The organism is Tenacibaculum geojense (genome assembly GCF_042676005.1).
GTDB classification, from domain to species: Bacteria; Bacteroidota; Bacteroidia; order Flavobacteriales; family Flavobacteriaceae; genus Polaribacter; species Polaribacter geojense.
In genome coordinates this window covers 84,649-103,688 of the sequence record NZ_JBHTJR010000047.1, presented here as the reverse complement: position 1 = coordinate 103,688, position 19,040 = coordinate 84,649, and the positions used below count along the sequence as shown (strand labels likewise).

At 30.7% G+C, this 19,040-nt stretch carries 16 protein-coding genes; 3 read left to right on the top strand and 13 right to left on the bottom strand.

The window, feature by feature from the left end:
* Window positions 1-134: 134 nt before the first annotated feature.
* On the top strand, window positions 135-2,909 hold the full coding sequence (locus ACFQ1U_RS09720) for a substrate-binding domain-containing protein (RefSeq protein WP_386107776.1): 2,775 nt from the start codon (window positions 135-137) through the stop codon (window positions 2,907-2,909).
* A 618-nt stretch (window positions 2,910-3,527) separates the two neighbouring features.
* Here the strand turns inward: ACFQ1U_RS09720 and ACFQ1U_RS09715 are convergent.
* The 5 genes from ACFQ1U_RS09715 to ACFQ1U_RS09695 all read right to left on the bottom strand — a co-directional run bounded on the left by ACFQ1U_RS09715 (window position 3,528) and on the right by ACFQ1U_RS09695 (window position 7,960).
* Window positions 3,528-4,340, bottom strand: coding sequence for a DNA/RNA non-specific endonuclease (locus tag ACFQ1U_RS09715; RefSeq protein ID WP_386107866.1), 813 nt, complete (start codon window positions 4,338-4,340; stop codon window positions 3,528-3,530).
* Window positions 4,333-4,782, bottom strand: coding sequence for an acyl-CoA thioesterase (locus tag ACFQ1U_RS09710; protein ID WP_386107773.1), 450 nt, complete (start codon window positions 4,780-4,782; stop codon window positions 4,333-4,335). Before ACFQ1U_RS09710 ends, ACFQ1U_RS09715 begins: the two co-directional genes overlap by 8 nt.
* Window positions 4,783-4,909: 127 nt before the next feature.
* Window positions 4,910-5,986 carry an ABC transporter permease gene (locus ACFQ1U_RS09705; RefSeq protein WP_386107771.1) on the bottom strand — a complete coding sequence of 359 codons (1,077 nt, stop codon included), beginning with the start codon at window positions 5,984-5,986 and terminating at the stop codon, window positions 4,910-4,912.
* On the bottom strand, window positions 5,970-7,241 hold the full coding sequence (locus tag ACFQ1U_RS09700) for a mechanosensitive ion channel family protein (RefSeq protein WP_386107769.1): 1,272 nt from the start codon (window positions 7,239-7,241) through the stop codon (window positions 5,970-5,972). The genes ACFQ1U_RS09705 and ACFQ1U_RS09700 overlap by 17 nt, the downstream gene beginning before the upstream one ends.
* A gap of 14 nt (window positions 7,242-7,255) precedes the next feature.
* Window positions 7,256-7,960 carry a queuosine precursor transporter gene (locus ACFQ1U_RS09695; RefSeq protein ID WP_386107767.1) on the bottom strand — a complete coding sequence of 235 codons (705 nt, stop codon included), beginning with the start codon at window positions 7,958-7,960 and terminating at the stop codon, window positions 7,256-7,258.
* 67 nt (window positions 7,961-8,027) lie between these two features.
* On the opposite strand from ACFQ1U_RS09695, the gene fabD reads away from it, so the two are divergent.
* Entirely contained in the window at window positions 8,028-8,915 is an 888-nt protein-coding gene (fabD, locus tag ACFQ1U_RS09690) for an ACP S-malonyltransferase (RefSeq protein WP_386107766.1), read from the top strand.
* Between the two features lie 33 nt (window positions 8,916-8,948).
* Here the strand turns inward: fabD and galE are convergent, their stop codons facing one another.
* Complete coding sequence (galE, locus tag ACFQ1U_RS09685; RefSeq protein WP_386107764.1) at window positions 8,949-9,959, bottom strand: UDP-glucose 4-epimerase GalE; 1,011 nt, start codon at window positions 9,957-9,959, stop codon at window positions 8,949-8,951.
* 42 nt (window positions 9,960-10,001) lie between these two features.
* Window positions 10,002-11,165, bottom strand: coding sequence for a DegT/DnrJ/EryC1/StrS family aminotransferase (locus ACFQ1U_RS09680; protein WP_386107762.1), 1,164 nt, complete (start codon window positions 11,163-11,165; stop codon window positions 10,002-10,004).
* Window positions 11,166-11,296: 131 nt separating this feature from the next.
* On the opposite strand from ACFQ1U_RS09680, the gene ACFQ1U_RS09675 reads away from it, so the two are divergent.
* Window positions 11,297-13,690, top strand: coding sequence for a penicillin acylase family protein (locus tag ACFQ1U_RS09675; RefSeq protein ID WP_386107760.1), 2,394 nt, complete (start codon window positions 11,297-11,299; stop codon window positions 13,688-13,690).
* Window positions 13,691-13,718: 28 nt separating this feature from the next.
* Here ACFQ1U_RS09675 and ACFQ1U_RS09670 read toward each other — a convergent pair whose 3' ends face one another.
* From ACFQ1U_RS09670 to ACFQ1U_RS09645, 6 genes are read right to left on the bottom strand one after another with little or no spacing between them, the layout of a single operon-like run.
* Entirely contained in the window at window positions 13,719-14,456 is a 738-nt protein-coding gene (locus ACFQ1U_RS09670) for a nitroreductase family protein (protein WP_386107758.1), read from the bottom strand.
* A 15-nt stretch (window positions 14,457-14,471) separates the two neighbouring features.
* On the bottom strand, window positions 14,472-15,845 hold the full coding sequence (locus ACFQ1U_RS09665) for an aldehyde dehydrogenase (protein WP_386107756.1): 1,374 nt from the start codon (window positions 15,843-15,845) through the stop codon (window positions 14,472-14,474).
* 3 nt (window positions 15,846-15,848) lie between these two features.
* On the bottom strand, window positions 15,849-16,880 hold the full coding sequence (locus tag ACFQ1U_RS09660; RefSeq protein WP_386107754.1) for an alkane 1-monooxygenase: 1,032 nt from the start codon (window positions 16,878-16,880) through the stop codon (window positions 15,849-15,851).
* Window positions 16,881-16,911: 31 nt separating this feature from the next.
* Window positions 16,912-17,598, bottom strand: coding sequence for an RluA family pseudouridine synthase (locus ACFQ1U_RS09655; protein WP_386107752.1), 687 nt, complete (start codon window positions 17,596-17,598; stop codon window positions 16,912-16,914).
* On the bottom strand, window positions 17,598-18,215 hold the full coding sequence (gene yihA / locus ACFQ1U_RS09650; RefSeq protein ID WP_386107750.1) for a ribosome biogenesis GTP-binding protein YihA/YsxC: 618 nt from the start codon (window positions 18,213-18,215) through the stop codon (window positions 17,598-17,600). Before yihA ends, ACFQ1U_RS09655 begins: the two co-directional genes overlap by 1 nt.
* A gap of 2 nt (window positions 18,216-18,217) precedes the next feature.
* Window positions 18,218-18,982, bottom strand: a complete 765-nt coding sequence (locus tag ACFQ1U_RS09645) for an alpha/beta fold hydrolase (RefSeq protein ID WP_386107748.1) — start codon at window positions 18,980-18,982, stop codon at window positions 18,218-18,220.
* Window positions 18,983-19,040: the final 58 nt, after the last annotated feature.

The window sequence follows — 19,040 nt, the reverse complement described above, 5'->3', positions numbered from 1 at the left end:
ACAGTAAAAACGATTTGTATTCTTCTATTACATCTAGCCAGTTTTAAGTTTAAAAAAATCATTAACTACTACATTATAATTTCACTAAAACTTAAAAAAATAAGTACTTTTACAAGGCAAACTTTACCATAGTGATGAAAAAACTTTTTTTTAATGCATTTTTTTTAATGCTAACAGTATTACTTCTTAGTTGTACAACAAATAACAAACAAAAAAAGTATACCATTGGGTTTTCTCAATTAACTAATAATGATGATTGGAGAAAAGCAATGAATCAATCAATGGAAATAGAAGCAGGATTTTACCCAGAAGCTTCATTAATCATAAAAAATGCCAATGCAAATGTAGATAAACAAATAGCAGATATAGAAGATTTTATTGATGCTGAGGTTGATGTGATTATTGTGTCACCAATCGCGCCTAAGCCCTTGCGCGGTGTTTTAAAAAAAGCAGCAAAAGCAAATATTCCTGTTATTGTTTTAAATAGAAAAATAGAAGACGCAGATTATATTAGTTTTATTGGTGCCGATGATTATGAAGTAGGTGTCAATACTGCTAAATACTTAATAGAGAGTGGTGAAGAGATTAACGTATTAGAAATTAAAGGTTGGGCAGGAACAACGCCAACAATACAAAGATCAAAAGGTTTTAATAATACAATTAACAACATATCCAGTATAACACCTATTGGTTTTGTACAAGATAAATTCGAAAATCCTGGTGTAAAAAATGAAATTATTTCGTTTTTGAAAAAACATCCTGAAGTTAACTTTGTTTTCGCGCATTCAGATGATTTAGCTTTTCAAGCTTATGAAGCGGCAAAAGATTTAGAGTTGGCTTCAAGCTTAAAAATTATTGGAATAGGAGGTGTTAATGCTCCAAAGGGCGGAATTAATTTAGTTAAAAACAATGTACTCTTAGCATCTGTTTTGTATCCAACAGGAGGTAAACAAGCCTTTAAAACAGCAATGGATATTGTTACTGGACGTAAAGTAGCTGAACATATCACATTACCATCGGTGGTAATAGACTCTAATAATGTTGACCTGCTACAAAGACAAGCTGGATTAATAAATAGCCAAGAGTTGGATATAAAAAGGCAGCAAAGTAAAATTCAGGAACAAATACAATTGTATTCATCTCAAAGAAATTTTTTAATAGCTACTTTATTTCTACTAAGCTTAATTTTAGGCTTGCTATATGTTACTTTTAAATCTAGAAATAAAGTAATTGAACAAAAAAAGTTATTGGTTGAGTTAATAGATCAAATAGCAACTCAGAAAAAAGAAATTGAAGAAATAGCAGAAGATTTACGAGTTACTAATGAGGTAACTAATAATTTTTTTACTGGGGTATCGCACGATTTTAAAACACCATTATCATTAATTTTATCATCTTCTGAATCTTTATTAGCTAAAAAGGATAAGAAAAAACCATTTGAGTTTAATTTAATATACAATAATTCAAGGCGATTATTACGTATGATTAATCAGTTATTAGACTTTAGAAGAGTTGGAAGTAAAAAATTCCGATTAAAAGTTTCTAAAACTAATATTTACAATTTTGTGAATAATATCTTTCAAGATTTTGTGGCAGAGAGTAAAAAGAAAAACATCAACTTTAATTTACAGTCTTCTACACAAGAAACTCAATTATATATTGACAGAGATTTATTTGATAATGTATTGTTCAATTTATTATCTAATGCCTTTAAATTTACACCTGAAAAGGGAAGTATTTTAGTTGATATTTCTGAGAATGAAAATTCGGTAACAATTAAAGTTAAAGATTCTGGTATAGGTATTGTTGCTAATGAGAAAGATAAAATATTCGATCAGTTTTTTTTAGGTTCCAATAATAAACAAAGTAGTTCAGGAATAGGTTTATACTTAGCTAAAGAGTATGTTAAACTTCATAAAGGTAGTATTTTAGTAAATTCTGAATTGGGTAAAGGAGCGGAATTTGTTATTACTATTCCAAAAGGGTCATCAAATTTTAAACCTAATGAAATTGTAGTTAGTGATGCTGTTAAAGTAAGCGATACTATTGTTTTTGATGTTTCTAATTTTGATGAAATAACGGTATTGCAAAAAAGTGATGACGAAAAAGAAACATTATTAATAATTGAAGATAATTCTGATTTACGTAAGTTTTTAAAATCTAAATTATCAATACAGTATAATGTTTATGAGTCTGATGGAATTGACGCAATAGATAAAGCCAAAGAAATAGTACCAGATATTATAATTAGTGATGTAAACTTACCAAAAGAAAATGGTTTTGAAATTTGTGAAGCCTTAAAAAAAGATGTTACCACATCACACATACCAATTATTATATTAACAGCATTATCTAATGATGATGCGCATCTTCAAGGTTTACAATCTGGTGTAGATATGTTTTTAACTAAGCCGTTTAACCTATCAGTATTAAATCAATCACTACAATCATTACTGTATAATAGAAAAAAACTTCAAAAGTTTTATAATGATGCTATTGTAAATGTTACACCAGTTACCAATGAACAAGTAATTGAAAAGCCAAAAGCTAAAAAGAATAAGAGAACTCGTAAGAACAAAAGTTTAGATAATGAGTTTATAGAAAGTCTTCACTCGTATGTTGCTAAAAATATAGATGACTCCTCATTTACGGTTGAGGTCTTGGCAGATACATTGGGTATTTCAAGAGTTCAGTTATACCGAAAAACAAAAGCACTTTTAGGTATAAGTATTTCTGATTTTATAAACGGTATTCGATTAGAGAAAGCTGTTGAGATGTTAGTTGATGATAATTTAACTATTGCAGATATTGCATATTCAACAGGTTTTTCATCTCCAAATTATTTTTCTACTGCCTTTAAAAATAAGTACGGAAAATCACCAAATCAATATAAAAAAGATCTAGAATAGTTTTGTTACAGGTATCAAAACCTAACAATAGTAACATATTTACAACTTTTGGAGGCTTATTTTAGTTTTTTGTAAAATGAAACAATTTTGAACATCTTAACTATTTAGTACCTGTAAATTTGTTTCATATCTTTCATAACTGAATAGTATAATTCTAAAAGGAATTTACATTCTTAGCTATTAGAATTTGTAGGGGATTTTATTAGCTGCTAATTACAAGAAAGAAAGTGTAAGCACGGATAATTCCGTGCTTTTCTGCTTTTTAAGCAGTATGTTTTTTTAGAAAAGATTATTTTTTTAGTGATAAAACATTCCTAGTTACATGATAATAAAATTAGAGGGGATAGTTCTTAAAAAAATGTTTTTAATATGTTGTTATGTTACAAAATTAAAGTTTTGTAATGCTATTTAATAAAGCTTAAATAGTTGTTTTTCAATGTTTTTTAAAATATTTTTAAAATGTAACATTATTGAAATAGGAAACTGTAAAGCTTTGGTATCTTTGAAGTGTAATTGTAACAAAGAAACTGTTGGGGGACTATTTCTAATGTTAAGAATTACAAAAGAAAAAGGAAGTTTGATATAGGACGACACAATTAAAGTGTTGTCCTATTTTTTTTATCTAAATGACCATTTTTTATAGCTGCTACTTTTTTCTAAAGTATCTTCAATTTTGTCAGGTAAACTTTTGAAAAAATCAATACCTGTTAATTTTTCAATTTCATCAATAGAAACCACAAAGTTGTACAATGGTTTGTTAGAACTTTTATGAGGTATTAAAAAAGCAATAGCTTTAATTTCTGGCTCTGTATAATCAAGAATAATTTTATAAAAATAGTTAGGAACACTTACGTTTTCCTTACCAATAGTTTTTAAAGTAGTGTTGGTATTTAAAACTCCACCTGTAACAATGTATAAATGATTGTATTTTTTAGCCCAATATCTTACTTTTTGCTCTAAATTATTCCAAATACCAGCATTAAAATCATGTTTTTGTGGAGAAATATTTGAGGTATAAAAAGTTTCATCAAAAAGAGTTTTGGTGGCTTTTCTGTCACCAGCAGGACAAAGATGTCCGCGATTATAACCAGAATTTTTATAATTTCTCCAATCTGCAGATTGACTTTTTACTTTTGGGTCCTCAATAAAAAATGGACGCTTTCTATTAATATAAACAATGTCTTGTTTACTTAGTGAATACGCTACCCATTCGGCTTGTTCATGTTTTTCACTGTAAGAAAAACTATATCCGTTATGATGCACTACAACACCAGTGGTAGAACTCGGATAAAAATCAAATCCATTATTAGGGAGTTGAGTGCTTTGAGTAGTATCAACACTACTACTGCTCTTATTTACTTTATGTTCAATATAATAAGCAGTAGCAAGTATTAATACACTAATTATAGATAGCAGTTGTTTTTTACGAATCACTTTTTAAAATAATTTCTTCAAAGTTATCTGCTTTTTCTGCGGTATCAAAAATAGTTTGAAATTTTAATGGTGGCACCGATAATTTTCTCTTTACTAAATCTAACCAAGCACCATAAACTGTAATAACAGCCGATAGTTTTCCTTGACTATTATAAACTTCATGCTGAATTTTCCAACGTTCCCCTTTGCCAGACAATCCTACAATTTTAAGGTTTACACTGATATCTTCACCTAAGTGAATTTCTTTTAAAAACTTGGTGTTTTCTTCAAATAAAATAGGGCCCACTTTTTCTTTGGTAAAATCATGTATCGTAATTCCATACTCATTAAAATAACGTAGCCTAGCTTCCGCTGCATAGTCATTATAAGCAGTGTGTCTCATATGAATATTAGCATCAAAATCTGCCCAACGTGTAGTAAATTTAACTGTAAAACTCATTCATTAAAATTTTTAAAAAAGCGAATTTACAAATTTCTTTTGGGCGTTACCACTATCGTGGTCGTGCTTTTTACTGTATCTTTTACGGAAAACCGTAAAAGGATGCCGTTACAATCACTAACGCGGATTAATTTTTAACATCTAAAACATCTCTAAGTTTATTTCCAAGTAGCATAAAAGCCATTACTAAACTCATAATGGCCAGACCTGGAATTAAAGCCAAAAACGGTTTTCCTAAAATTATGTAGTTGTAATGATTTTTAATCATTGCTCCCCAAGACGGAGTAGGAGGTTGGGCGCCTATACCTAAAAAACTTAAACCACTTTCTATTAAAATAGCAGCGGCAAAGTTTGCTGCAGAAATAACAATAATTGGTGCAGTAATATTGGGTAATATATGATTGAAAATAATTCTTAAATCACTAAATCCAAGTGCTTTTGCTGCTTCAACATATTGTTGTTGTTTAGTGCTAATTACTTGACCTCTCACAACTCGAGCTACTTCTACCCACATAGTTAATCCTACAGCAATAAAAACTTGCCAAAAACCTTTACCTAAGGCCAAAGTAATGGCAATTACAAGTAGCAGTGTTGGTATAGACCATGTTATGTTAATCAACCACATAATAAAAGTATCAACTTTACCACCAAAATACCCTGCAATTGCTCCGATAGGAATGCCTATTAATAAGGATATAAAAACGGCTACAAAACCAATAAAAAATGATATACGAGTGCCAATTAGTAACCTGCTAAGTAAATCTCTTCCGTATTTATCAGTTCCTAGTACAAAGTTTTTTTGTTGAATGTAGTTTTCAAAATTATCATTATTAAACTGTTGTTTGGTATAAGTTTTTGGTAAGCCATCAGCATATTTAATAATTTCTAAGGTATTATTATTAATAGTGAAAGATGTAATGGGTATTTCATCATAAATATTGTTTTTTCCGTGTAACAACCATGAAATTACCCCAGTTTTTTTACTATCGGTAGCTCTTGGTATTTGCAACATTAAAATGTTAAAACCTGGAGGTTTTGAATGAATTTCTAAATGCATATTATTAGCTGCCGAAGTATTATCTGGAGCTAAAGCATAACAAAAAATGGCTATAAAAAAACAAAGTAAAATATATATGCTACTAAAAAGTCCTGTTTTACTTTTTTTAATAATTTGTATTAAAATTGACTTATGATGTTTTGTCATTCAATTGGTTGTTCATTTGTTGGATGTCTAAACTAGATGGTTGCTGGTAAATTTCCAAATTAAAATACGGAACAGAAGCTAAAATATGATCAAAAATATTAGCCATTACTCGTTCATATTCTTGCCAGCCTTTTTCTTTACTAAATGCATATATTTCTAAAGGAATACCATATGGAGTAGGCTCCAGTTGTCTTGACATTAACAACATATCTTGATTAATTTTTGGATGATTTTCCAAGTATTTATCTAAATACACTCTAAAAGTACCAAAGTTGGTTAGATTTCTACCATTAATTATCGTAGATTTATCAATATTATTTTCTGAATTATAGGTGTTAACTTCGTTACTAACCTTGGTTATATAATCTGATATTAATGCTATTTTCTTGAAATTATCAACATCTTCTTGAGTTAAAAACCGAATACTATTAATTTTAATAGTTATAGCTCGTTTAATTCTTCTTCCACCAGAGTTATTCATAGATCTCCAGTTTTTAAAAGAATCAGAGGTTAAATAATAGGTTGGTATGCTAGAAACCGTGTTGTCAAAATTTCTAATTATTACTGAGGTTAGGTTAATTTCAACAACATCACCGTCTGCCCCATATTTTTCCATGGTTATCCAATCCCCAATTCTTACAGTGTCATTCACTGCCACTTGAATACTAGATACAAAGCCAAGAATAGTATCTTTAAAAATAAGTAATAATACAGCAGAAAAAGCTCCTAACGCGGTTAAGAACTTAAGTAAAGGCTTTCCTGTTAAAACGGAAAAAGATAATATGATGGCAATTAACCATAGTGCAATCATAAAAATTTGCACATAACTTTCAAGAGGCTTGTCTTTAAAAGCATCCATAGTTCTTAAAAAATCTTTTACACTAAGTAAAATACTTCTCACAAACCAGATGACAGAAAATATAATGATAATGGTAATTAACCGTTCTGTATAATTGTATACATTAGGAAAATCAACAAGTAGTTCTTTTAGAAAGTTTAAGGTTATAATAAAAATAATTATTCTGGCAATATTTAAAAACACTCGGTTTTTAACCAACATGTCATCAAATTGAGTATTGGTTTTATTAATTATTTTTTGAATTACTCGTCTTCCAAAAAAACGAATAGTTTTAAAAAGGATAAATCCAATAACGCTAATTATAAGTATATTAGTGAATAGGTTTAAATAAATAGCAGTAGTTTCTTCTAAAGAAAATTGATTTTTATATAAGTTATAAAAAAACTTGTTTAGCATAGTTGTTAAAGCAATTAAAAGTGTCTAATTTCTTCTCCTAATTTTAGGTTGAATTTTTTTCTAAATCCATACACAGCTAAATAAAGCAAAGGTGTATCTAGCGCGGCAATTAAAACTTTAAAAATTACACCGCTAATTAAAAGACCTAAAAACTTATCCCAAGGTACAATTCCAAAAAAACATAACAATACCAATACCGTTAAAGTATCTATAAATTGAGAAGAAAAAGTAGAAAAATTATTACGTAACCATAAATGTTTTCCGTTCGTATATGTTTTCCAAAAATGATACACTCTAATATCTACAAATTGAGCAAATAAATACGCAAGCATAGAAGCTAATACAGCTAAGGGAGCAGCTCCAAAAACTAAATTAAAAGTATTATCGTTAACGGGAGACCAGTTAGTAGCGGGTGCATGCTTTCCTACATATATAATTAGTAAAGAAAACAATGAAGCAAAAATACCAGCAATTACTACTTGGTTAGCTCTTTTTTTACCATAAATTTCAGATAAAATATCTGTAATCAAAAAAGTTATTGGATATGGTAAAAGTCCTACCGAAACTTCAAAAAGCTTAACATTAAATACGGTGATGTTAACAGGATACCAATAAAAAAACTTTTGAAAAATTAAGTTTGAGGCAACTAAAGATGCTATAAATAGAGAGGCTAGAATTAAATAAATATTTAAAGCTAACGATTTGTTTTTTTCTGTCATGACAACGAAATTAACAAAATTTAAATTGATTATGTTTGCATTGTAAAACAAATGAAAAAAGTAAATTATGAAAGCATATATTTTTCCGGGTCAAGGAGCACAATTTTCTGGAATGGGATTAGATTTATATGAAAAATCACCATTAGCTCAAGAACTTTTTGAAAAAGCGAATGATATTTTAGGATTTAGTATTACGGATATAATGTTTGAAGGTACAGATGAAGCGTTAAAACAAACCAAAGTAACGCAGCCTGCTATCTTTTTACATTCTGTTGTTTTAGCAAAGGTTTTAGGAGATAGTTTTCAGCCAGAAATGGTTGCAGGTCATTCTTTAGGAGAATTATCGGCTTTAGTTGCTAACGGAGCATTATCTTTTGAAGATGGTTTAACTTTAGTTTCTAAAAGAGCTTTGGCAATGCAAAAAGCATGTGAAATGCAAGAATCTACCATGGCGGCTGTATTAGGTTTAGAAGATAAAGTAGTTGAAGATGTTTGTAATGAAATAGATGGAGTTGTGGTGGCTGCAAATTATAACTGTCCTGGACAATTAGTTATATCTGGTGAGATTGAAGCGATTAATAAAGCGTGTGAGGTTTTAAAAGAAAAAGGAGCAAAACGCGCTTTAGTGTTACCTGTTGGAGGTGCTTTTCATTCACCTTTAATGGAGCCAGCACGTGAAGAATTAGCAGCAGCAATAGAAGCTACAACTTTTAGTACGCCAACTTGCCCAGTATATCAAAATGTAACAGCAAGTGCCGTTACAGATCCAGAAGAGATTAAAAAAAATCTAATAGCGCAATTAACAGCGCCAGTACGTTGGACACAATCAATTCAACAAATGATTACCGACGGAGGTTCTGAATTTATTGAAGTTGGTCCAGGTAAAGTTTTACAAGGGTTAATGAGGAAAATAGACAGGAGCGTAACCGCAAGCGGTGCATCATTAGAAGAGTAAATAAAAAAGCGAACTTAAATAAGTTCGCTTTTTTTATGATTGTTTTTTTTGCCACTGCCAAGCGTCAAAAAGAGCTTGTTCTAATGATTTTTCAGGTTTCCACTTTAACTCATTATTAGCCAAAGTAGGGTCTGCGTATATTTCTTGTATATCACCAGATCTTCTTTCAGTAATTTTATAGTTTAAGGTTTTTCCTGTAGCTTTTTCAAATGCTTCAATAACTTCTAATACGGTACTACCTTTTCCAGTTCCGATATTAAATAGTTCAAAGTTGGCTTTATTTTTTTTATTAAATAATCTTTCCAAAGCAACAATGTGTGCATTTGCCAAATCAACAACATGAATGTAGTCGCGGATAGCGGTTCCGTCTATAGTATCATAATCATTCCCAAAAACAAGCAATTGTTCTCTAATGCCAGCTGCTGTTTGAGTTATAAACGGGACTAAATTTTGTGGTACACCATTGGGTAATTCACCTATTTTAGCACTTTCATGAGCTCCAATCGGGTTGAAATAACGTAAGGCAATTGCGTTTTTATTATATGCTTTACAACTGTCTTGTATAATTTCTTCACCAATTTGCTTTGTGTTTGCATAAACAGAAGCAGCTTTATTAGTAGGTGTTTTTTCTGTAATTGGAAGTTTTTCTGGAGTACCGTATGCCATACATGAAGAACTAAAAATAAAATGATCAATTTTATGTTCTTTCATTTCTTGTAATAAATAAACCAAACTACCTAAGTTGTTTTCATAATATGCTAATGGGTTATCCATGCTTTCTCCCACGGCTTTGTATGCAGCAAAATGAATAATTCCGTTAATATTATTTTGCTTAAAAAAAGACTGTACTGCTTTTTTATTGTGTAAATCGATGTTATGAAATTCAGGCTTTGTGCCTGTTATAGAAGTTATATTGTCTAAAACGCTTAATGTACTGTTAGAAAGGTTATCAATAATTACAACATTATATCCGTTTTTTTGTAACTCAACAACAGTATGTGATCCTATAAAGCCAAGCCCCCCAGTTACTAAAATTTTTTTCATTTAAGCTAAGTTAAAAAAAGCTCAGTATGTACTGAGCTTTAATTATTTTATAAAATCGTTAATTGTTTTAGTGATAAATGCTAATTGATCTTCTTCCAATTCGGTATGCATAGGTAACGAAATTACAGTTTCTACTAATTTATTTGTTACCTTAAAATCATCTTCCTTATATCTTTTATCAGCATAGGCTTTTTGTTTATGTAAAGGAACAGGATAATAAATTGCATTAGGTATATTATTGTCTAATAAATGCTGATGTAGTTCGTCTCGTTTTCCATTAGTTATTTGTAATGTGTATTGATGAAAAACATGACAATTGCAATTATCGCAAATAGAAGTACTACAGTTTTTTTTGTTTGATTTAGCTACGGGTGTTATAATATTTGGATTATTTACAAAAGCATTGTTATAATATCTAGCAGCATTTCTTCTTGCTTGGCAATATGTGTCTAAATGAGGTAATTTAGCTTTTAATACAGCAGCTTGAATACTATCTAATCGAGAGTTTACACCTACTACATCATGATAATATCTTTTATACATCCCATGGTTCACAATACCTCTTAAAGTATGAGCTAGCTCATCATTATTGGTGAAAATAGCTCCACCGTCACCGTAGCAGCCTAAGTTTTTTGATGGAAAAAAAGAGGTTGTACCAACGTCTCCAATAGTCCCGGCTTTTTTTGAAGTTCCGTCTTTAAAAGTGTAATCAGCTCCAATTGCTTGCGCATTATCTTCAATTACAAATAAGTTGTGTTCTTTAGCAATAGCCAATATTGCCTCCATATTTGCACATTGACCAAATAAATGTACTGGAACAATAGCTTTGGTTTTTGGAGTGATGGCTTTTTTAAGAGCGTTAATGTCAATATTGAAAGTATCGGGTTCTACATCTACTAAAACAGGTGTTAATTGCAAAAGACCAATTACTTCAACAGTAGCAGCAAAAGTAAAATCAACAGTAATCACTTCATCACCAGGAGCCAATCCAAGTCCCATCATAGCAATTTGTAAAGCATCGGTTCCGTTAGCACAGGGAATTACATGTTTTACTCCTAAATATTTTTCTAAATCTGCTTGAAATTCTTTAACGTATGGTCCGTTTATATAGGCAGATGAGTTTAAAACTTCATCAATAGAAGTATTTACAACATCTTTTATTTTTTGATATTGACTCTGTAAGTCAACCATTTGTATTTTCTTCATGAAAACTGTATTTAGTATTTCAAAAATACAAACAATCTTTAATTGTAGCGGCTTTGTGGAATAATAAATTTAAAGTAGCGGTAACTTTACGTTTCAAGTTTATATATTTATGTTTCATAAACAGACCGAAAATGAATGTAGTTAAAAAACTAGTAAAGTATTTTTTTTATTTATTAATTATTGTTGGAATTGCTGCTTGGATATTTATCCAAAATCAAAAACCAACCTATAAAGGAGAGTTAGAGCTTTCTGGACTTCAAGAAAAGGTTACTGTTTTTTACGATTCAAACGGGGTACCACATATTTATGCTGAGAATGAAGAAGATGCTTTTAAAGCATTTGGTTATGTGCATGCGCAGGATAGGCTGTGGCAAATGGAATTAATGAGAAGGATTGCCGCTGGTAGATTGAGCGAGGTTTTTGGTAAGGATTTAGTTAGGGTAGATAAGTTTATGTCTGGTTTAGGTATAGAGGAAGCTGCTTATAAAACCATAGCAGATTTAAAAAAAGACACGCCGTCATACAAATTAGCTATGAGTTATTTAGAAGGTATTAATCAATTTATTGAAAAGGGAACAACTCCAATAGAATTTCGTTTAGTTGGGCTTGAAAAGGAAAAATATACCATTAATGATATTTATAATGTGTTTGGTTACATGGCATTTAGTTTTGCTTCTGCTCATAAAACAGATCCTTTGCTAAATGAGATTAAAGAAAAATATGGAAATGAATATTTAGAGGAATTAAATATACCCATTGAACACCTAACATTGTTAAAAAGTACAAAAAAAGAGAAAATATCTACAGAGTTTATAGAAGCTATAAATGAAATAGTAGAGAAATTACCTGTTTCAACTTTAGAAGGTAGTAATGCTTGGGTTTTAGGACCTGAAAAAACACAAAATGGTAAAGTGATTTTAGCTAATGACCCGCATATAAACTTTTCACAACCATCTGTTTGGTATCAAAATCATATTAAAACCCCTAACTATGAAATGTATGGCTTTAATTTAGCATTAACACCTTTTCCGTTACTCGGGCATAACAAAAAACATGCTTATGGCTTAACTATGTTTAAGAATGATGATGTAGATTTTTATATAGAAGAGAATAACCCCGATAATGATTTAGAGTATAAAACACCTAATGGTTATGAGCGATATAAAACTTACCAAAAAACTATCAAAATTAAAAATGCTAAAGATACTGTTTATGAACTTCGTGTAAGTAAACATGGTCCTATTATGAATGGTTTAATAGATCATTTAAAAGATGATAGACCTATTTCCATGCAATGGATATATACTCACTTGCCAAATAAATTACTAGAAGTTGGTTATAATATGAGCCATGCTAAAAGTATGGAAGAGTTTAAAGATGGAGTCGCTAAAATTCATGCACCAGGATTAAATGTTATGTATGGAGATGCCGATAAAAATGTAGCTTGGTTTGCAGCTGCTAAGCTGTATAAATACAGAGATAGTTTACAAAGAAAAGTGTATTTAAATGGAGCCTCTGGAAAAGATGAAATTCAAGAATATTTAGATTTCAGTGAAAATCCTCAAGCAATCAATCCTAAATCGGGTTATGTATATTCAGCAAATAACCAAACAGATAGCACAGCAAACTTTAGATATCCTGGATATTATTTGCCTGAGGATAGGGCTAGAAGGATAACTAGTTTGATAGCCCCGAAGTTTAACTTTACGAAACAAGATGTAGCTACGATGATGTATGATGTTCAGTCTCCTATTGTAACTGAAGTTATTAGTAATGCTGTTGATGCTATTGAAGTGGCTTCTTTATCAACTACAGAAAAGAAAGCGTTAGAAATTTTAATTCAATGGGATGGAAGCTACACTAAAAACAAAGTGGCTCCAACTATTTATAATCGCTTTATTTATGAGTTTTTAAAAAATACTTTTAAAGACGAAATGCAAGGTGGTTTTAATCAATTTATGAATGGGGCTCCAATTCAGAAGAAAATGATAGCAGTGCAAATGGCGAAAACAAAATCTGTTTGGTGGGATAATGTGAATACAAATAATATAGTTGAAGACAAATCATTTATTGTAAATGCCTCTTTTAAAAACGCAATATTATTTTTAAAAAATCAATTAGGTGAAGATATTAGCTCTTGGACTTGGAATAGCGTTTTTTCTGTAGAACATGAACATGCCATAGGAAAAGCAGGAGGTGTTTTAAGAACTATTTTTAATGTTGGTCCGTTTGAAACTCATGGAGGTAATGAAGTTATAAACAACCACACTTTTACATTAGATAGTACAGGTGTTTACAAGGTGAAATCAGGTCCATCAACAAGACGAATAGTTGATTTTTCTGATATTAATAATAGTATGGCTATTTTACCAACTGGGCAGAGTGGTAACAGGTTTAGTAAGTTTTATAAAAATCAAGCAGAGAGTTACCTAAAGGGAGAATTTGTAAAAATGTATTTAAATAAAGCTATTATTCAGCAATCGGAAGATAGATTAGTGTTTTTGCCAGCAATGGTAGAAGAATAAAAAACCGGTTCTAATGAACCGGTTTTTTCTATACTTCTTTATAAACTTCATCAAAAGGAACTCTAAAACGATCACCATATACGCCCTCTGGTTTTCTAACTCCACAAGAAATAATCATGTTTATTTCTGCTCCAAATGGTAGCCCTAGGATGTTTTTGACTCTACAGGAATCAAAGCCTTCCATAGGACAGGTATCGTAGTTAATTGCAGCCATACTAGTCATAAAGTTTTGTGCTGCTAAAGCGGCACTTTTATGAGCAACAACACGAATGTCACTTTTTCTTACTTGACGATAAATTGGTCTAAATATACCTGTGATACTCATCATTACATATTTAATCATACCAAAAACTCCAAAGAAATCAGCATAGGTAAATGGAATTAATTTGCCGTAATAGTTACGTACCATTTTTTCTCTACTGTTTTGTTTGTCTTTCGGTGTATTTTTACCGTAAATACTATCAATAAATCCAAGGTTTGCCTTAGCTCTTTTACTCCAAAGATCTTTTCGTACAACAACTATTAGTAATTGTTGCGCTGTTTTTGCTGCATTTTGATTAAAACAAAAAGGAGCTATGTTATCAACAATATCTTTTGAAGTTATATGGTAAAATTCCCAAAGTTGCATATTGCTACTATTCGGAGCTAGAGCAGCTTGCTCAACGCATTTTTTTACTAATGAAGTGTCTAATTTTTTTTCTGGATCGTAAACTCTTACCGATCTTCTGTAGTTAATGGCTTCAGAAACCGTTTTTTCTTGGTGCATTTTAGATTTATTGGGTTAAGCTAATTTTAGCAAGGTACGTAACTTTTTTAATTTTCCGTTATATGGAGCATAACGAGTTGTTATATCTAACCAGTTATAGCGTTTTACAACACCTTTATTATGGGAAAATGTATCAAATGTTTGTTTACCATGATAAGCTCCAATACCACTTTCTCCAACACCTCCAAAAGGTAGGCTTTCATTAGCAAAATGTACAGTGGTGTCGTTTATAGTTCCTCCACCAAATGAATGTTTTTGAATAATGTTTTTAGCAAATTTTTTATCTGTACTAAACACATATAAAGCTAATGGTTTTTCATATTGGTTAATTATGTTATCTATTTCTTCAACAGAACTATAAGATAATATAGGAGATATTGGACCAAATATCTCACCTTTCATTACTTCGCTGTTTAAGTCAGGTTCATCTATCAGAGTAGGTGCTATGTATCGTTCCTCTCTATCAGTTTCTCCTCCTACTAAAATTTTCTCATTGGTAAGCATTTTAGCAAGTCTATCAAAATTCTTAGAATTAACTATTCTTGGATAATCATCAGAGTTTTTCGGATTATTTCCGTAAGCTTTATTAAGTTCTATGTTAAAAGCATCAACTAATTTTTCTTTTACTTTTTCATGAACTAACCAGTAATCGGGGGCAATACATGTCTGACCAGCATTAATACATTTACCCCATACTAAACGTTTCGCAGCTAGTTTAATGTTTGCAGTTTCATCAACAATACATGGGTTTTTACCTCCCAATTCTAGCGTTACAGGTGTTAGGTGTTTAGCGGCAGCTTCAGCCACAATTTTACCTACGGGTACGCTTCCTGTAAAGAAAATATAATCCCAGCGTTGTGTAAGGAGTTCTTGTGACACAGAAACGCCACCTTCTACAACAGTAACATGATTTGGGTTGAATACAGTCGCTATTATTTCCTTACAAATAGCACTTGTATGAGGTGTTAATTCAGATGGTTTTAAAACAACAGTATTTCCTGCAGCAATAGCTCCAATTAAAGGTGAAAAACCTAATTGATAAGGGTAATTCCAAGGAGCGATTATTAATGTAGTTCCAAAAGGTTCTTTATAAATTTTTGCAGAAGAAGGAAAATTTAATAAAGCAGGAAAAACACGTTTAGGTTTAGACCACTTTTTAATTTTTTTGATAGCTTTTTTTAACTCAGCAACAACAATTCCTGTTTCGGTCATAACACCTTCGAATTCAGATTTTTTAAAATCGTTGTGAAGTGCTTTTAAAATATCTTTTTCTCTTTTAAGAACTTCTTTTAAAAGTTTTTGAAGCGTTTTTTTTCTAAATTCTATGTCTTTAGTTTGTTGTGAGGCAAAAAATGCTTTTTGTTCAGCTACAATGTTGGGTATATTCATAGTTTAAAAATGTTGTAGTTTTTTATTCATTAATCTAAACCATAATGGTGGGATTAAAGAGAGCAGCATCATACCTGGATATCCTGTAGGCATTTGAGGGCTTTCTGGAAGAGATTTTAAAATTTGATAATGTTTGCTTCCGTTATAATGATGATCTGAATGTCTTGATAAATTAAATAATACTAATTTGCCAATTACATGATTAGAGTTCCAGGAGTGCGTATGTTTTACTCGCTCGTATCTGCCATGTTTGTTTTTGGTTCTAAGCAATCCATAATGCTCAATATAGTTTACAGTTTCTAGTAGTAAAATACCAAGTACTGCAGCTGCAAAAAAAGAGGATAATCCAATTAATCCAAAAAACGTATAGATACTAAAAAGTAATAATAAATGACAAATAGTGTATATAAGCATCCTGTTTTGTATATGAAACCATGGTCTTTCTGAGTTCATCATTCTTTTGTTTTCTAGCTGCCAAGCTTGTATGTAGCTCATAATTTGTGAACGAAACCAAAAAAGATACACGGGTTCATTTTTTCTGGCAGTAGCAGCATCATTTGGAGTGGCAACGTTAAAATGGTGACCAGCATTATGGTAGGGTAAAAAATGGGTTTCTAAAGAGGTTAACAATAATATTTCCCCTAATAATTGTTCTGTCCTATTTAGACGATGCCCTAACTCATGACCAACATTTATTCCAACAACACCACACATAATTCCCATTGCAGAAATTCTTCCAATATATTCAACTGTAGTTAAAAAAGGATCTTGTACTGCAAATAAAAACCAAATTAAAAACAAAATTTGCGTAGGTACTGTTGCATATAAAATAAGAGAATAGAGTTTATTGTTTTTTTCTATTTCTTCTTGTTCTTTATCAAAATTAGAAGCATCAATTTTTAAAAAAAAATCAGATAAAGGAACCACACCAAAAGTATAAATAAGGGGTAAAAAAGTTAGCCAACCAGTATTGGTGAAAGAAATATACACCGTAATTGGGATGGTGAATACCAATAGATATTTTAAAGCTTTCATTTGTTTGGGATTTAGCAACTAAATATACAAATTAGTTGCAAGCATCCCAAATAGGATCTATTGGTGTTGGTGCTTGTATTAAAATTAAATCTTTACTTACAGGATGTGTAAATGAAATCTTTTGTGCATGTAAGTGGATACTTCCGTCTTTGTTGCTTCTGTTAAATCCGTATTTTAAATCACCTTTAATAGGTAAGCCAATGTGCGATAATTGACATCTAATTTGATGATGTCTTCCAGTTTCGAGATCAACTTCTAAAAGTGTATAGTTGTTTAGTGTTTTTAAAACATTATAATGTAAGATAGATTTTTTACTACCATTTACTTCTTTCTGATATGCAAAAGATTTATTGTTCTTTGGATTTTTTTTGAGGAAATTAACCAGTGTTTCCGATTTTTTTTTAGGTGTCCCTTTTACTACAGCCCAGTATGTTTTTTTAATTGTTTTATCTCGAAGCATTTTATTTAGTCTTTCTAATGCTTTAGAGGTTTTAGCAAATATTACAATACCACTAGTGGGTCTGTCTAACCTGTGTACGGTTCCTAAAAAAACGTTTCCGGGTTTGTTATATTTATCTTTAATGTATTCTTTAACAACATCACTTAAAGGTTTGTCGCCAGTTTTATCACCTTGAACGATGTCGCCAGCTCTTTTATTGATAATAATTAAGTGATTATCTTCATGTAAAACTTGAAGATTGTTTTTATTTGAATGCATTATTTTTGGTTAAAATCATCGGCAACATCTTTATTAACGCTATCGATAAAGTTAAGAAGCTCTTCTCTTCCATGCTTGTTAGAAGATGAGGTAAGAAAATTAACAGGTAAAGACTCCCAATATTCTAAAACTTTTCTTTTGTAAGAAGTAATTTGTTTGTTTAGTTTAGAACTAGGTAGTTTATCAACCTTGGTGAAAACAATACCAAAAGGTATTTGGTTTTCTCCTAAAAACTGCATAAACTCTAAATCTATTTTTTGAGGATCGTGTCTGCTATCAACTAAAACAAAAGCACAAACAAGTTGTTCTCTTTTTTTAAAATAGTCAGTAATATATCCTTGAAATTTTTTTCGTTTAGTTTTTGAAACTTGTGCATAACCATAACCTGGTAAGTCAACTAAAAACCATTCATTATTAATTTTAAAATGATTGATTAATTGAGTTTTTCCTGGTTTACCTGAAGTTTTAGCTAAGTCTTTACGCTCCATTAACATGTTAATTAATGAAGATTTTCCAACGTTAGACCTACCAATAAATGCGTATTCAGGTATCTTATCTTGCGGACATTTTTCTACGTTAGTGTTACTAACAACAAAGTCTGCTGTTTTTATTTTCATGGTTAAATATTTCGTTGTTTAAACCAGTTTTCTAATACTTCATTAAACTCATCAGGATGCTCCATCATTGCAGCATGTCCACATTTGTCAATCCAAAACAAATCGCTGTCTGGTAAAAGTTTATGAAAATCATCAGCTACTTCAGGAGGAGTAACCGTATCGTTTTTACCCCAAATTAAGCATGTTGGCTGATTCATTTTAGGTAAATCTTTAGCCATGTTATGGCGTACAGCGCTTTTGGCAATAGCTAATGTTTTAACAAGTGTATTTCTGTCGTTAATAACGTCATAAACTTGGTCAACTAACTCATCTGTTGCAATGCTTTGATCATAAAAAACTTCCTGAGTTTTTTTACGAACAAAATCTTTATCACCACGTCTTGGGTAATTATTACCCATAGAGTTTTCATAAAGCCCAGAGCTTCCAGTAAGAACCAGCGCTGCAACATCTTGGGGATAATGTTTAATGTAATATAAAGCAATATGACCACCTAAAGAATTACCTAATAAAACAACATTTTCTAGGTTTTTATACTCAATAAAATCATGTAAAAAACTAGCTAAATTTTTAACATTAGTTTTAATTAAAGGTAATGTGTATAAAGGTAATTCTGGTATTAAAACTTTATATCCTTTTTTTGAAAAATAATTGAAAGTTTGATCAAAATTACTCAATGCTCCCATCAATCCATGTAATACAATTAATGGTCTGCCTTCACCAGCTTCGGCGTATGTAAACTTTCCTTCTTTCTTTAAAAAATCAGTCATTAGTTAATAATTGGCTCAAACGCAAAAGTAAGTCTTTTTTATTAGATATCAATTTCTT